General features: G+C 64.3%; 16 protein-coding genes. 9 read left to right on the top strand and 7 right to left on the bottom strand.

The window, feature by feature from the left end:
* Nucleotides 1–14 precede the first annotated feature (14 nt).
* The 3 genes from AC07X6_RS00130 to AC07X6_RS00140 are packed head-to-tail and all read left to right on the top strand — an operon-like array spanning nucleotide 15 to nucleotide 2,853.
* Nucleotides 15–725, top strand: a complete 711-nt coding sequence (locus AC07X6_RS00130) for a cupin domain-containing protein (protein WP_492957338.1) — start codon at nucleotides 15–17, stop codon at nucleotides 723–725.
* Complete coding sequence (locus AC07X6_RS00135) at nucleotides 686–1,798, top strand: flavin monoamine oxidase family protein (protein WP_494789679.1); 1,113 nt, start codon at nucleotides 686–688, stop codon at nucleotides 1,796–1,798. Before AC07X6_RS00130 ends, AC07X6_RS00135 begins: the two co-directional genes overlap by 40 nt.
* A 26-nt stretch (nucleotides 1,799–1,824) precedes the next feature.
* Nucleotides 1,825–2,853: an alcohol dehydrogenase gene (locus AC07X6_RS00140; protein ID WP_494789680.1), complete on the top strand. Its 1,029-nt coding sequence runs from the start codon at nucleotides 1,825–1,827 to the stop codon at nucleotides 2,851–2,853.
* Between the two features lie 9 nt (nucleotides 2,854–2,862).
* Here AC07X6_RS00140 and AC07X6_RS00145 read toward each other — a convergent pair whose 3' ends face one another.
* The gene (locus AC07X6_RS00145; protein ID WP_494789681.1) at nucleotides 2,863–3,123 is read right to left on the bottom strand and encodes a YkgJ family cysteine cluster protein; all 261 of its coding nucleotides are present in this window, start codon (nucleotides 3,121–3,123) and stop codon (nucleotides 2,863–2,865) included.
* A gap of 137 nt (nucleotides 3,124–3,260) precedes the next feature.
* Nucleotides 3,261–4,130 carry a head GIN domain-containing protein gene (locus tag AC07X6_RS00150; protein WP_494789682.1) on the bottom strand — a complete coding sequence of 290 codons (870 nt, stop codon included), beginning with the start codon at nucleotides 4,128–4,130 and terminating at the stop codon, nucleotides 3,261–3,263.
* A 318-nt stretch (nucleotides 4,131–4,448) separates the two neighbouring features.
* Here AC07X6_RS00150 and AC07X6_RS00155 point away from each other — a divergent pair, with 318 nt between their 5' ends.
* From AC07X6_RS00155 to AC07X6_RS00170, 4 genes are all read left to right on the top strand, one after another.
* The gene (locus AC07X6_RS00155; protein WP_230539120.1) at nucleotides 4,449–5,099 is read left to right on the top strand and encodes a TetR/AcrR family transcriptional regulator; all 651 of its coding nucleotides are present in this window, start codon (nucleotides 4,449–4,451) and stop codon (nucleotides 5,097–5,099) included.
* A 169-nt stretch (nucleotides 5,100–5,268) separates the two neighbouring features.
* Nucleotides 5,269–5,919, top strand: coding sequence for a protein-L-isoaspartate O-methyltransferase family protein (locus AC07X6_RS00160; protein WP_215403331.1), 651 nt, complete (start codon nucleotides 5,269–5,271; stop codon nucleotides 5,917–5,919).
* A gap of 13 nt (nucleotides 5,920–5,932) precedes the next feature.
* Complete coding sequence (locus AC07X6_RS00165) at nucleotides 5,933–6,256, top strand: rhodanese-like domain-containing protein (RefSeq protein ID WP_219132534.1); 324 nt, start codon at nucleotides 5,933–5,935, stop codon at nucleotides 6,254–6,256.
* A 141-nt stretch (nucleotides 6,257–6,397) separates the two neighbouring features.
* Nucleotides 6,398–7,738, top strand: a complete 1,341-nt coding sequence (locus tag AC07X6_RS00170; RefSeq protein WP_230539119.1) for a TolC family outer membrane protein — start codon at nucleotides 6,398–6,400, stop codon at nucleotides 7,736–7,738.
* 69 nt (nucleotides 7,739–7,807) lie between these two features.
* Here AC07X6_RS00170 and AC07X6_RS00175 read toward each other — a convergent pair whose 3' ends face one another.
* Nucleotides 7,808–8,275 carry a DMT family transporter gene (locus tag AC07X6_RS00175; protein WP_230539118.1) on the bottom strand — a complete coding sequence of 156 codons (468 nt, stop codon included), beginning with the start codon at nucleotides 8,273–8,275 and terminating at the stop codon, nucleotides 7,808–7,810.
* Nucleotides 8,276–8,359: 84 nt separating this feature from the next.
* On the opposite strand from AC07X6_RS00175, the gene AC07X6_RS00180 reads away from it, so the two are divergent.
* Nucleotides 8,360–9,274, top strand: coding sequence for a LysR substrate-binding domain-containing protein (locus tag AC07X6_RS00180; protein WP_494789683.1), 915 nt, complete (start codon nucleotides 8,360–8,362; stop codon nucleotides 9,272–9,274).
* A 4-nt stretch (nucleotides 9,275–9,278) separates the two neighbouring features.
* Here AC07X6_RS00180 and gloA read toward each other — a convergent pair whose 3' ends face one another.
* The 4 genes from gloA to AC07X6_RS00200 form a co-directional block, all read right to left on the bottom strand.
* Nucleotides 9,279–9,686 (bottom strand): lactoylglutathione lyase, encoded by a 408-nt coding sequence (gloA, locus tag AC07X6_RS00185; RefSeq protein ID WP_494789684.1) that lies wholly within the window; start codon nucleotides 9,684–9,686, stop codon nucleotides 9,279–9,281.
* 124 nt (nucleotides 9,687–9,810) lie between these two features.
* Nucleotides 9,811–10,233, bottom strand: coding sequence for an OsmC family protein (locus tag AC07X6_RS00190; RefSeq protein WP_494789685.1), 423 nt, complete (start codon nucleotides 10,231–10,233; stop codon nucleotides 9,811–9,813).
* Nucleotides 10,234–10,334: 101 nt separating this feature from the next.
* Nucleotides 10,335–11,645: a PQQ-dependent sugar dehydrogenase gene (locus AC07X6_RS00195; RefSeq protein WP_494789686.1), complete on the bottom strand. Its 1,311-nt coding sequence runs from the start codon at nucleotides 11,643–11,645 to the stop codon at nucleotides 10,335–10,337.
* Nucleotides 11,646–11,696: 51 nt separating this feature from the next.
* Nucleotides 11,697–11,963 (bottom strand): hypothetical protein, encoded by a 267-nt coding sequence (locus AC07X6_RS00200; RefSeq protein WP_494789687.1) that lies wholly within the window; start codon nucleotides 11,961–11,963, stop codon nucleotides 11,697–11,699.
* Nucleotides 11,964–12,219: 256 nt separating this feature from the next.
* Here AC07X6_RS00200 and AC07X6_RS00205 point away from each other — a divergent pair, with 256 nt between their 5' ends.
* Complete coding sequence (locus AC07X6_RS00205) at nucleotides 12,220–13,191, top strand: NAD kinase (protein WP_230539113.1); 972 nt, start codon at nucleotides 12,220–12,222, stop codon at nucleotides 13,189–13,191.
* Nucleotides 13,192–13,216 lie beyond the last annotated feature (25 nt).

Raw genomic sequence — 13,216 nt, forward strand, 5'->3', positions numbered from 1 at the left:
TCTGGAAGTTTGTCATGCTGATCAATGCCGATTTTTCGCGCCCCGTCATCCTGGCGCCGCACCAGTACCGCTGGGTCGCGTCGCCGCAGGGCGGCGTCGAGCGCATCATGCTCGATCGCATCGGCGCCGAGCAAGCGCGCGCAACGAGCATCGTGCGCTATGCGCCCGAATCCTTCTTCCCGCCGCATCGGCATCCGGGCGGCGAGGAAATCCTGGTCCTCGACGGCACGTTTTCCGAAGACGGCGTGGATTATCCCGCCGGCTGGTATTTGCGCAATCCGCCCGGCTCCAGCCACCGGCCGTCGAGCGGCGCGGGGGCGGTGATCTTCGTCAAGTTGCAGCAGATGCAGCCGCGCGAACAGCGCCACGTCCGCATCGACACCCGCGACCCCGCCAACTGGCGCGAGCAGCGGGGGCGGGCCGTCTGTCCGCTGTTCGACGATGCTGCCGAGCAGGTCAGCCTGCAGCGGCTGATGCCGCATGAAGCCTTGCTGGCCGAGGCAGGCGGCGGCCAGGAACTGCTGGTGCTCGAGGGCGAGGTGCGCGCGCGCCAGCATGCCTGCGCGCCGCGCAGCTGGATGCGCCTGCCTGCCGGCACCTTGCCCGCCATCGTTGCCGGTGCGCAGGGAGCCACCGTTTACCTGAAAGTCCGGCATGTGGCGGACACGACTTTGAAAGGATCAGCATGCAACACGCACGCATCATCATTATCGGCGCCGGCCTGAGCGGCCTGTACGCGGCCCACTTGCTGGAGCGGCTGGGCGTGGCCAATGTCGTCGTGCTCGAAGCGCGTGATTTCATCGCTGGGCGTATCTCCGGCATGCAGGCAGCTGGCGGCAGCGACCGCTTCGACCTGGGCCCGGCCTGGTTCTGGCCCGAGCAGCAGTGCGCGCTGCACCAGCTGGTCGAGGGGCTGGGGCTGCAGCGCTTCGCCCAGTACGACCAGGGCGACATGCTGTACCAGCGCGCCGCGGGGGAGGCGCCGGTGCGCATGCGCACGTACGCGAGCGCGCCGCCATCGATGCGCCTGATTGGCGGCATGAATGCGCTGACCGATGCCTTGCACGGCACCTTGCGCAGCACGCGCATCGTCACCGGACAACAGGTGCTGCGCCTGCGCCATGCGGCCGAGCACGTCGAAGTGGCGAGCGCGGATGCGGCGGGCGTCGTCACCGCGTGGCGCGCCGGCCACGTGCTGCTGGCATTGCCGCCGCGCCTGGCTGCCGCCGGTATCGCGTACGAGCCGGCCCTGCCTGCGGCGCTGGCGCGCGAGTGGACCGCCACCGCCACCTGGATGGCGCCCCATGCGAAGTACGTCGCCGTCTACGAGCGGCCGTTCTGGCGCGAACAGGGCTTGTCCGGTTCGGTGCGCAGCCAGAGCGGGCCGCTGGGCGAGATCCATGATGCCTCGATGCCGGGCGGTAGCGCTGCCCTGTTTGGTTTCCTGGCCGTGCCGGCACGCACGCGCCAGCACCTGGACGATGGGGTCTTGCTGGCGCATTGCCGGGCCCAGCTGGTACGGCTGTTCGGCCCGCAAGCGGCCGCGCCGCGCACCGATGCCATCAAGGACTGGTCGCAGGATGCGCTGACCGCCACCGCCGCCGACCTCGACGCAGGCGGCGAGCACGGTCACGCCCCGGCAGCGGCGCCTGCGGCCGGTCCCTGGCAGGGCCGCCTGACGGCCATCGCCAGCGAATGGTCGCCGCGCTTTCCCGGCTATCTGGCCGGCGCGGTCGAGGCGGCCGCTCTGGGCGTGCAAGCCTGGCAAGCGGCGCAGCAGCGCCCGGCGATTCCGTGACTTAACTCAACGAAGGAAAACTGAAGATGAAAACAGCTTACCGCGCCATGCAAGTGAGCCGCCCCGGCGTGCTGGAACTGGTCGAGCGCGCCACGCCGCTGCCCGGCGTGGGCGAAGTCTTGATTGCCGTCGAAGCCTGCGGCATCTGCGGCGCCGACAGCGCCGATATCGACGGCGCCGACCCGGCGCTGCAGCCGCCGCGCGTGCCCGGTCACGAGGTGGTCGGGCGCATCGTCGCGCTGGGCGAACACACGCCGGGCATCTGGCAAATCGGCCAGCGCGTCGGCGTCGGCCGCCTGGGCGGCCACTGCAACGCCTGCCCGCCCTGTCGCCAAGGCCGTTTCCAGTTATGTCAGGACCAGCCGTTCGTGGGCGCCAGCCGCGACGGCGGCTATGCCGAGATGATGCTGGCGCGCGCCACTGGCCTGGTGTCGATTCCCGGGCAGCTGGACGCGGAAGAGTCGGCGCCCATCCTGTGCGCGGGCCTCGCCACCTTCAATGCGCTCAAGAAGAGCGGGGCGCAGGCGGGCGATACGGTCGCCATCCTGGGCATCGGCGGCCTGGGGCATATGGCCTTGCAGTATGCGCGCCGCATGGGCTTCAAGGTGGTGGCGATCGGGCGCGGCGGCGATATTGCGCAGGATGCGCTGGAGCTGGGCGCGCACGTGTATGTCGACAGCCTGGCCGAGGATGCGGCCGCCGTGCTGCAAGCGCATGGCGGGGCGCAGGCGGTCATCACCACCGTCTCCAGCGCGGCCGCCGTGACGGCGCTGATGGATGGCCTGGCGCCAGCCGGACGGCTGGTCGTGCTGGGCGCGGGCAAGGATCCGCTGCTCGTGTCTTCCGGTAAATTGGTGGTGGGCGAACGCGGCGTGCTCGGCTCGATCACCGGCACGCCGTATGACAATGAAAAGACGCTTGCTTTCAGCGTGCTGGCCGGCGTGCGTCCGCGTATCGTAACCATGCCGCTGGAACGTGCGGCCGAAGCCTATCAGCGCATGCAGTCCGGGGACGTCAAGTTCCGCATGGTGCTGACCATGTTGCCGAAGGCCTAGGCATTCTCTTCAAATCTGCGGCGCCGTTGCCTGCTCCAGGTAGTCGAGCCAGCGTATCGCCTGTTCGCGGCTGGCGCCGCACATCTCTGCCGACGGCTGCAATCCTGCGCAGAACGCCGGCCGTTCCGGCTGTCCGAAAATGCGGCAGCGGCTATCGTCTCCCAGCTGCACGCAGCGGACGCCAGCGGGTTTCCCGTTCGGCATGCCCGGTATCGGACTGGTGATGGAGGGAGCGATGCAGCACGCTCCGCAGTGGTCGCGGCAGTTCATGGTTATTCTTTAGTGGACGACCAGCTTGCCATCCGGCTGCCAGGGAGCAGGCGCAGGACGGCATGGCGATGGCTGGAAAGGGATCAGGGGCCGACAGTATAGCAAGTCGGCGCGGCCTGCCGCTTCCCGCCGCTTGCCTAGCGCACGATGCTGACGCGCTTGCCCGACAGGGTGCGGCGGGCCGGGTCGCCATGCACGGTGATGCGGCCGGAACCGCTGGCGCGGGCGTTGACTTCATTCTGGACGGTGACGTCGATGTCGCCGGAACCGTTGCTCGCCAGATAGGCAACATCGCTGCGCAGGGCGGCCAGGTTGATGTCGCCCGAGCCATTCACGTTGGCGTCGAGGCGCTGCACGGCGCCGCTGGCGCTGATGCTGCCCGAGCCGTTGACGGCCACGTTGATGCGTTCGCCCCGCACGCTGCCCAGCTGGATGTTGCCCGAACCGTTCTGCACCGCGTCCGTGTTGCCGCTGCTGAGGGCCGCCGCGTTGATGCTGCCCGAGCCATTGTTGGCCACGTCGAGGCGTCCCACCGTGCCCGACAGTTCGCTCTTCATCGAACCGCGCTGCTCCAGGCTGAAATCCTCGCCATTGAAACCGCTGGCCACCAGGCGGCCAGAGCCGGAAATGGTGATCTTCTTCAATTGCGGCGTCGTATAGATGACGTGAATGCCATTGCTGCTGCGAATGTTCGTATCGCTCCAGATGCGCAGGGTGTTGCCGCTCACTTCGCTATGGATGCGCGGCTGCAGGTTGCTGTCCGCTTCGATCACCAGCGACGTTGCCGGCCCCACGCGCACGTCGATTTTCAGATCGATGCGCTTCATGCTGTCGATGTCGAGCGTGTTGATGTTGCTGACCTGGCGCGCGTCGCGACTCACTTGTTCGTTGCCCTGGATGGCATTGCCACCCGAGTCGGCATAGCGCACTTCGCCATCGTTGGGGTTGATGACGATGGCGCAGCCGCCGAGGGCAAGGGCACAGCACAGGGCCAGCAGGGTACGCATGGTGTTTCCTTTATGATTGTTTTAGTTCGGAACAAGAAAAAAGCCGGCTGCCGCCCCGCGGCTGCCGTGCTGTCGATGGCAAGGTAGCAAATCCGACACGCTAGCTGAGGGGAAATGCGATGAACTGCGCAAAACGGGGGCTGAAACGCATTCTGCTTCACCCGGCGCGACAGGTCCGGCGGCAGTGGAGGTGTCGCCAACGCCGGCACGGAGCGTACAATACCCGTGTTCGGCGTGCCGGGCGGTGCCCCGCGCTTGACCTTGCCGATAGACAGGGCTACTATTAATGACTCAAAAGTAAGTTACTTGGAAAGATACATGCAAGCCCCGATTGATACCAAGCCCCGCTGGGAGCGGCGCAAGGATGCCCGCCCGCAGGAATTGCTCGCCGCCGCCCTCGACCTGTTTGTCGAACGGGGTTTCGCATCGACGCGCCTGGAGGATGTGGCCAAACGGGCCGGCGTGTCGAAAGGCACCCTGTACTTGTACTTTGAGAATAAACAAGAGCTGTTCAAGGCCGTGGTGCGCGACAATATCGTGCAATCGATCGGCGAGGCGGAAGACAGCATGGCCGCCTCGGACAGCACCAGCGCCGACTTGCTGCGCAGCATGATGATGCAATGGTGGGAAGAATTCGGCGCCACCAAGCTGGCCGGTTTGACCAAGCTGATGCTGGCCGAAGCGAACAATTTCCCGGAACTGGCGCAGTTTTACAACGAAGAGGTGGTCGCGCGCGGCAATGCGCTGATCGCCACCCTGCTGGAACGGGGCATGCAGCGCGGCGAATTCCGCCAGGTCGATCCCGTGCTGGTCAGCACCATCCTCAGCGCGCCCGTCACCATGCTGATGATGTGGACACACTCTTTCCTGCCATGCGAGGTCAAGAATATCGATCCGCTTGCCTATATGGATGCCTTTATCGACATGAGCTTGCGCAGCCTGCAGGTGGAGGCACCCGGGAAAAGCTGATCCGCTGGGCCTGCTTCCACCGTTCAGTTGCCCCTTTTCCAAGGTTCGCCCCCCCAAATCTGCAGATCGTCGCAAATTTCCTCCATTCCCCGCCTTTATGGTTAACATGTGCTTTCAGCCAGTTCAACGATAAAATGGCGGATTATTACTTCACTTACCGAGTCCAAAGATGAATATCGAACAAGCCCGCTTCAATATGATCGAACAGCAGATCCGTCCATGGGACGTACTGGATATCGACGTGCTGGAGCTGTTGAACGTGGTTAAGCGTGAGGATTTCGTACCTGCGGCCTATAAAAATCTGGCCTTCGTCGATACGGAAATTCCACTGGGCGGCGGCGAATGCATGTTCACGCCAAAGTTGGAAGCGCGAATTTTGCAAGACGTAGCCGTCAAGAAGCATGAAAATGTGCTGGAAATCGGTACCGGCAGCGGTTACATGGCCGCCTTGCTGGCGCACAAGGCGCGGCATGTGACGAGCGTGGAAATCGTTCCCCAATTGAAAACCCTGGCCGAGCAGAATCTGGCCGCCAACGGCGTGACCAACGTGACCGTGGAACTGGGCGACGGCGCCCAGGGCTGGAGCAAGGGCGCACCGTACGACGTGATCGTCGTGTCCGGTGCCCTAGCCGTGTTGCCGGAAGCGCTGTTGCAACAAGTCAAAGTCGGCGGCCGCATCCTGGCCATCATCGGCGAAGCGCCGATCATGTCGGCGCATTTGATCACGCGCAGCTCGGACAAGGCCTACGACACGCGCAAGCTGTTTGAAACCAATGTCACGCCGCTGCAAGCCGTGGCACCGTCGCATTTCCAGTTCTGAGGCGACCGATTCGATGGAGCATTTGAGTGCACCGCAGCTGGCCGCCTGGCTGGCTGACCCTTCCCGCCCCCGTCCTGTTTTGCTGGACGTGCGGGAACAGTGGGAGTTCGACCTGTGCCACCTCGACGGTGCCACCTTGATGCAGATGAACTCGATTCCTGCGCGCATCGATGACCTCGATGAAGATGCCGAGATCGTCTGCATCTGCCATCACGGCATGCGCAGTATGCAAGTGGCGGCCTTCCTGGAGCGCAATGGTTTTGGCAAGATCAGTAATTTGACGGGCGGCGTGCATGCCTGGGCGCTGCAAGTCGACAGCGCGATGCCTAAATACTAAGTTATGTTGCAGTAGATGCACCCAGGCATGTTTTCCTGCATGCCTGCGGAGGCCTGTACCCCGCTCACCCGGCGGGCGCAAGGCAAGCGGTAGCAGATTTTTGATTCCATCAACTTTTGACGACTCCAACGGAGAAATGCAATGCGGAAACCCCTAATCGCCGTGCTGATGACCAGCGCCTTTGTCTCGATGACATGCTCGCTGCAAGCGCAGGCGGCCGATCTCATCCAGGTGTACCAGCAGGCGCTGGCCAATGACGCGCAGTACGCCAGCGCGCGCGCGGCCCTGTCGGCCGGGATGGAGCGGGTTCCGCAAGGGCTGGCAGGCTTGCTGCCGCAAATCTCCGCGTCGGGCAGCAATACGCGTGGCAATCAGGAACAGATTATCCAGAACAATGGCGGCAACAAGATCACCTCGCCGTCCGTCAACGTGCGCACGAACAGCTACAACCTGACCCTGGCGCAGCCGCTGTTCCGCTGGGATCGCTGGGAAACCTATCAGCAAAGCAAGCTGGCGCAGGCGATTGCGGAAGCGCAATTTGCGCAAGTTCAGCAAGACCTGATCACGCGCGTGGCGCAGGCGTATTTCGACGTATTGAGTGCGCAGGACAACCTGGGCGCCACGCAGGCGCAAAAGGTCGCCACGACGGAGCAGCTGGCATCGGCCAAGCGCAATTTTGAAGTCGGCACGCAAACGATTACCGACACGCACGAAGCGCAAGCGGCCTACGACCTGGTGGTGGCGCAGGAATTTGCCGCCATCAATGACCTGGCCAACAAGCGCAGCGCGCTGCAAACCATTATCGGCGAAGCGCCGACCACCCTGGCGCCGATGCGCGCGGGCGTTGTCATCAGCGCGCCGGAACCGGCTGCCGTCGAGCCGTGGGTGTCGTCCGCCGAAGAGCAGAACTACGGCGTCGTCACGGCCCAGTTCAACGTGGAATCGGCCAAGCGCGACATCGGCCGCAACCGCGCCGGCCACTACCCGACCCTGGACCTGATCGCCAACACGGGCCATAGCTACACGTCCGGTGGCGGCAATGGCAACGGGAATAACAATAATGCCATTGGCGTGCAGTGGAGCATCCCGATCTTCAGCGGCTTTGCCGTCACCAGCAAGGTGCGCGAATCGATCGCGCTGGAAAACAAGGCCCGCAACGACCTGGAAACGGCACGCCGCACGGCATCGCAAGGCGCGCGCCAGGCATTCTTGGGCGTCAACAGCGGCCTGGCCCAGGTCAAGGCGCTGGAAGCGGCGGAAGTGTCGAGCAAATCGGCGCTGGAGTCGAACCAGCTCGGTTACCAGGTGGGCGTGCGCATCAATATCGACGTGCTGAATGCACAGAAACAATTGTTCTCGACGCAAAAAGACCTGTCGAAAGCCCGCTACGACACCATCATGAACGGCTTGCGCCTGAAGGCGGCCGCCGGCACGCTGAAGGAAACGGATTTGATGCCCGTCAACGCCTTGCTCGTCAAGTAAGCGCGCTCTTGCTTTACATGAAAACCAGCCCCGGCAACGGCGCTGGTTTTTTTTCGTCTGGCGTTGTTGTCACACGGCGCGGCTGTTGGCCACTTGTGTCAAGACCACGCCTGCCACCACCAGTCCCGCACCCGCCCAGTGCAGCGGAGAAATGTGCTTCACGGCAAAGCCCAGCAAGCCGTAGCGGTCGATGGCCAGCGCGGCCAGCATCTGCCCGCCGATGACGGCCGCCATGAAGGGGCCGGACCCCATGCGCGGCGCCAGCATCAGCGCGGCCGTAATATAAAACACGCCGGCCGCGCCACCGAGCCAGGACCAGCCCGGCCCGCGCACGGCGAGGTGGAGATCGGGCGCCGGGATTCTCCAGGCCAGCATCACCAGTGAAGCGAGCGCGGCGCTGACGGCCAGCGAGGCGAGGGTGGCCCACAGCGGATGGCCCAGGTTGCGGCCCAGCGCCGCATTCGCGCCCGCCTGGAAGGGGACGACGGCGCCGGCCAGCATGGCCAGCGGGGCAAACAAGGTGATCCATCCGTTCATGTGCGACTCCCTGCGTGTTGAGTTGATGGCGTCATCGTATTATGCTGTCATGATTAAATCCAATTCGTAATTTGTCATCCAACTATGCATCAAACGAATAATTTGCGGGCCGTCGATTTGAACTTGCTGGTGATCCTGGATGCGCTGCTCAGCGAGCGCCATTTGTCGCGCGCGGCGGAACGCCTGCACATGAGCCAGCCCGCCGTCAGCCATGCGCTGGCGCGCCTGCGCCATCTGCTCGACGATCCGTTGCTGCTGCGCGGCAAGGGCGGTTTCCAGCCGACGGCGCGCGCCCTGGAATTGGCGCGGCCGCTGGCCGAAGCCTTGCAAAGCGTGCGCTCCGTGCTGGGCGGCGCCGTCTTCGAGGCGGCCACGGCGCAGCGCGTGTTTCGCCTGGCCATGTCGGATTACGGCGCGGCGCTGATCTTGCCCCGTTTGCTGCGGCGTTTGCGCGTGGAAGCACCGGGCATCGACCTGGCAGTCAGCTATGCCAGCCGCCCGGCCGTGATCGCTGGCGTGCAGGATGGCGACATCGACCTGGCGCTGGGCGTGTTCCCGCAACTGCCTGAACAGTTACACAGAGAAACCTTATTCGAGGAAACCTTCGTGTGCGCGCTCGATCCGGCCAGTCTGGCGCCGGGAGAGCGCTTGAGCCTGCAGACCTATCTGGCGCGCCCGCACGTGCTGGTGGCATCCGGCGAAGACGGTATGGCGGCTGAAGTCGATGCGGCGCTGGCGCAGCTGGGCCAGGCGCGCCGCATCGCCGTGCGCGTGCCGTACTGGACGGTCGCGCCGGAAGTATTGATGGGGACGGATTTGATCCTGACGGTGGCGCGGCGCGGCGTGCAGGGGAGCGCGGCGCAGGGGCTGGCGCAGCATTCTGCGCCGTTCGCCATCGCGCCGTTTGCGTTTGAAATGATACGGCACCGCCGCACGGACGGCGATGCGGGCATCGCCTGGCTGCGCGCGGCCATTGCCAGGGCCGCCGAGCCAGGCTGAGGTATTACAGGCCGCCGCCCTGGCCGTCGAACTTGCGCTCGATCAATTCGATCTTGTAGCCATCCGGGTCGGTGATGAAGGCGATCACCGTGTTGCCGCCCTTGACTGGGCCCGGTTCGCGCGTGACGTTGCCGCCATTCGCGCGTGCCGCATCGCAGGCAGCGACGATATCGTCGGCCGAGATGGCGATGTGGCCGTATGCCGTGCCCAGCTCGTAGCTGGTGGTGCCATAGTTATACGTCAGTTCCAGTTCCGCGTGGTCGGGGTTCGAACCGTAGCCGACGAAGGCCAGCATGTACTGGTATTCCGGGTTGTCGCTGGTGCGCAGCAATTTCATGCCCAGGACGTTCGTGTAAAAATCGATGGAGCGCTGCAGGTCGCCGACCCGTAACATGGTGTGCAAAATACGCATCGTAAATCCTTGATCTGAATAGGGGAATGGCAGGATTTTATGCGTTTTACGGCTTTCTTGCCGAGACCGCCCTGGCTGCCCCGGTGCAGGACAGCAGCGGGCGGTGACGTCAATGCCTCCGGATTTACTCCAGATGGGCATCCAGCGTGATTTCCGTGGCCAGCAGCTTCGATACGGGGCAGCCGAGCTTGGCGCGCAGGGCCGCATCCTGGAACGCTTCGTCGGTGGCGCCGGGAATGGTGGCCACCAGGGTCAGGTGCACGGCCGTGATGGCATAGCTGCCATCGATTTTTTCCAGGCTGACATCGGCTGTCGTTTTCAGGGCCGTGGCGCGCAAGCCGGCCTCGCCCAATTGGCCGGACAGGGCCATGGTGAAGCAGGCCGCATGGGCCGCGCCGATCAGTTCTTCCGGGTTGCTGCCGGGACCGTCTTCGAAGCGCGTGTTGAAGCCGTACGCCACATTGTCGAGCGCGCCGCTTTCGGTGGAAATGAATCCTTTGCCATCTTTGAGGCCGCCACTCCAGACGGCTGATCCTGTTTTTTTCATGATGTACTCCTTGCGTGGTTCGAAGGTCCATCATGCGCGCCCCACCCTTGCGCTTCCGTTCGTTGCGCCACACAGGGGGCGCATGCGCGGCGTCAATACGCTCACGGCGCCGGCGTCACGCGCCAGATGACATTGCCCACGTCGTCCGCCACCAGCAGCGCGCCCGCCTTGTCGACGGCCACGCCCACGGGGCGCCCCTGCGCCTTGCCATTGCTGTCGAGGAAACCGGCGATGACGTCCTGCGGCGATCCGCTGGGCACGCCATTGGCGAAGGGCACATACAGGACTTTATAGCCGCTGAAAGGCTTGCGGTTCCACGAGCCGTGCTGGCCGATGAAGGCGCCGCCCCGGTAGCGTTCGGGCAGCAAGGTGGCGTCATAAAACGCCAGTCCCAGCGAGGCCGTGTGCGCGCCGAGCGCATAATCGGGCGCAACAGCCGTGGCGACCAGTTCGGGACGGGGTGGCTGGATCCGCGCATCAACGTGCTGGCCAAAATAACTGTAGGGCCAGCCATAGAAGGCACCTTCCTTGACGGAGGTCATGTAGTCGGGCACCAGGTCGTTGCCCAGCTCGTCGCGCTCATTGACGGTCGTCCACAGGGCGCCCGTCCTGGGCTGCCAGGCCAGGCCGACGGGATTGCGCAAGCCCGTCGCATACACGCGCGCCTTGCCCGTGGCGCGCGTGACTTGCCAGATGGCGGCGCGGCCATCTTCGGCTGCCATGCCGTTTTCGCCCACATTGCTGTTGGAACCGACGGCGACATAGAGAAATTTACCGTCGGGGCTGGCGATGACGTTCTTGGTCCAGTGGTGATTGATGGGGCCGCCCGGCAAATCCATCACCTTGGTGCCCGGCGCCGTGATGGCCGTTTGCCCGGTGACGTAAGGAAAGCGCAGCAGGGCGTCGGCATTGGCGATGTACAGTTCGTTACCCACCAGGGCCATGCCGAATGGCGAATTCAGTCCCTGCAGGAAGACGCTGCGCGTCCGGGCCACGCCATGCGCATCGACGCCGCGCAGCAGGGTGATGCGGTTGGCGCTGGGCGTGGCGGCGCCCGCTTTTTTCATTTGCATCTGCATGATGGCGCCCTTGATGCCCTTGCTGTCGTCCGGTTTCGGCGGGGCATTCGTTTCCGCCACGAGCACGTCGCCATTCGGCAAGACGTACAGCCAGCGCGGATGGTCGAGATCGCGCGCATACGCATGGATGGCCAGGCCTGCCGCGACAGCGGGGCGCTGCCCGGCCGTCCAGCGCTGCACGGGGGCAACATTGACTGTGGGAATCAGTTGCTTGTCCGGCGCGGGCAGCACGGGCTGCGGGCCGAAGCCCACGGGCATGGCGGGCGCCTGGGCGTGCGCGAGATGGGCGCCGCAGGCAGCGGCCAGCAGGAACGAACAGGCGTAACGATGCATGGCGTACTCCGGAACATGAGCAATGCGAGTCGCAGAGCGTGACAGTTGGAGTCAGCGCGCCTTCTTTGGTTCCAGTTGCGGGTCGGGACGGGCTTGCTGCGGCGCGGCGGGCTTGACCTTTTCCGCGCCGGGCTGGGCGTGGCGGTCCGTATCGACCAGGCCTTGTTCCAGGTCGCTGGCCGCCTGTTGCATGATCTTGCGCGGCCGCACGTTCTGCGCGTCAGGCGACTCGTCGCGCTCATGCGGCAAGCGGTCGACGCCGTCATTTTTCACCTTTTCATCGGTATTGATCTTGCGTTCGCTATGCTTGCTAACCATATGGCCTCCTGAAAGTAAAGTGTAAGCAGTGTCCCGCCGCGGCAAGCCGCCTGCAAGCGGATTTGTCCATGTTCGGAGCGCTGGCGCACGCATGGACGATTCTTTTTCTGCGCTACACTGCGTGCAACACCAGGAACGCCCCTTGCGGGCACACGGCAGCCGCACTATACTGTGCATATATACAGTATCATGCGATGCCGGCGTGCGACGCGACAGCCAGGGGCGGTTTGCCACCGAATTCACTACCGAGATTTTTATGCCCGTCGATAACTACGCCGACCAGCGAGCCGAACAGCCAGCCGCGACCTTGCCAGCCCCGGGCGAGCGCTTCAACCTGGGCGCCAAGACCATCGCCCTGGTCGTGCGCCAGAATACGGATGGCATTGCCGAACCCGTGAAAAGCATCGTCGATTTCCTGCAAGTGCTGGGCCACACGGTGGTCTTCGAGGCGGAGACGGCTGCGCACCTGAACCTGGCGTTTCCCGGCGTGCGCGCCATGTCCGCGGCCGAGATCGGCGCCGCCGCCGATTGCGCCATCGTCATGGGCGGCGATGGCACCATGCTCGGCATTGCGCGCCAGCTTGCGCCATTCGACGTCCCTTTGATCGGTATCAATCAAGGGCGGCTGGGCTTCATGACGGATATTCCGCTTGAGCGCATGCTGCCTGTATTGGCGCAAATCCTCGGCGGGCGCTTCAAGGCCGAGCGCCGTACCTTGCTCGAAGGCAGCGTGCTGCGCGACGGCGTATCGATCCACGTGGGCATGGCCGTCAACGACGTCGTCGTTTCGCGCGGCGGCGGCGCCGGCATGGCCGAATTGCGTGTCGAGGTCGACGGCCACTTCATGTACAACCAGCGGTCGGATGGCTTGATCATTTCCACGCCCACGGGCTCGACCGCATATTCGCTGTCGGCCGGCGGCCCGTTGCTGCATCCGACCCTGGGCGGCATCGTGCTCGTGCCGATCGCCCCGCACGCGCTGTCGAACCGCCCCATCGTCTTGCCCGATTCCAGCCAGATCGTGGTGGAAATTGTCCGCGGACGCGATATCAGCGTCAATTTCGACATGCAGACCTTTGCCAGCCTGGTGCAGCAAGACCGCATCCTCATCCGCCGTTCGCCGCACACGATTACCTTCCTGCATCCGGAAGGGTGGAGCTACTACAACACCCTGCGTGAAAAACTGCACTGGAACGAGTACCCGTCGGGCGAGGGCAAGCTCAGCTAATAAGTTTCCCTACCTCAACCCGCGG

It is taken from the genome of Janthinobacterium sp. GW460-12-1-14-LB5 (assembly GCF_059423585.1).

Excerpts from the sequence above, each read along its gene's own strand:
- AC07X6_RS00130 (WP_492957338.1), top strand. The coding sequence starts at position 15 with ATGCTGATCAATGCCGATTTTTCGCGCCCCGTCATCCTGGCGCCGCAC.
- AC07X6_RS00135 (WP_494789679.1), top strand. The coding sequence starts at position 686 with ATGCAACACGCACGCATCATCATTATCGGCGCCGGCCTGAGCGGCCTG.
- AC07X6_RS00140 (WP_494789680.1), top strand. The coding sequence starts at position 1,825 with ATGAAAACAGCTTACCGCGCCATGCAAGTGAGCCGCCCCGGCGTGCTG.
- AC07X6_RS00145 (WP_494789681.1), bottom strand. The coding sequence starts at position 3,123 with ATGAACTGCCGCGACCACTGCGGAGCGTGCTGCATCGCTCCCTCCATC.
- AC07X6_RS00150 (WP_494789682.1), bottom strand. The coding sequence starts at position 4,130 with ATGCGTACCCTGCTGGCCCTGTGCTGTGCCCTTGCCCTCGGCGGCTGC.
- AC07X6_RS00155 (WP_230539120.1), top strand. The coding sequence starts at position 4,449 with ATGCAAGCCCCGATTGATACCAAGCCCCGCTGGGAGCGGCGCAAGGAT.
- AC07X6_RS00160 (WP_215403331.1), top strand. The coding sequence starts at position 5,269 with ATGAATATCGAACAAGCCCGCTTCAATATGATCGAACAGCAGATCCGT.
- AC07X6_RS00165 (WP_219132534.1), top strand. The coding sequence starts at position 5,933 with ATGGAGCATTTGAGTGCACCGCAGCTGGCCGCCTGGCTGGCTGACCCT.
- AC07X6_RS00170 (WP_230539119.1), top strand. The coding sequence starts at position 6,398 with ATGCGGAAACCCCTAATCGCCGTGCTGATGACCAGCGCCTTTGTCTCG.
- AC07X6_RS00175 (WP_230539118.1), bottom strand. The coding sequence starts at position 8,275 with ATGAACGGATGGATCACCTTGTTTGCCCCGCTGGCCATGCTGGCCGGC.
- AC07X6_RS00180 (WP_494789683.1), top strand. The coding sequence starts at position 8,360 with ATGCATCAAACGAATAATTTGCGGGCCGTCGATTTGAACTTGCTGGTG.
- gloA (WP_494789684.1), bottom strand. The coding sequence starts at position 9,686 with ATGCGTATTTTGCACACCATGTTACGGGTCGGCGACCTGCAGCGCTCC.
- AC07X6_RS00190 (WP_494789685.1), bottom strand. The coding sequence starts at position 10,233 with ATGAAAAAAACAGGATCAGCCGTCTGGAGTGGCGGCCTCAAAGATGGC.
- AC07X6_RS00195 (WP_494789686.1), bottom strand. The coding sequence starts at position 11,645 with ATGCATCGTTACGCCTGTTCGTTCCTGCTGGCCGCTGCCTGCGGCGCC.
- AC07X6_RS00200 (WP_494789687.1), bottom strand. The coding sequence starts at position 11,963 with ATGGTTAGCAAGCATAGCGAACGCAAGATCAATACCGATGAAAAGGTG.
- AC07X6_RS00205 (WP_230539113.1), top strand. The coding sequence starts at position 12,220 with ATGCCCGTCGATAACTACGCCGACCAGCGAGCCGAACAGCCAGCCGCG.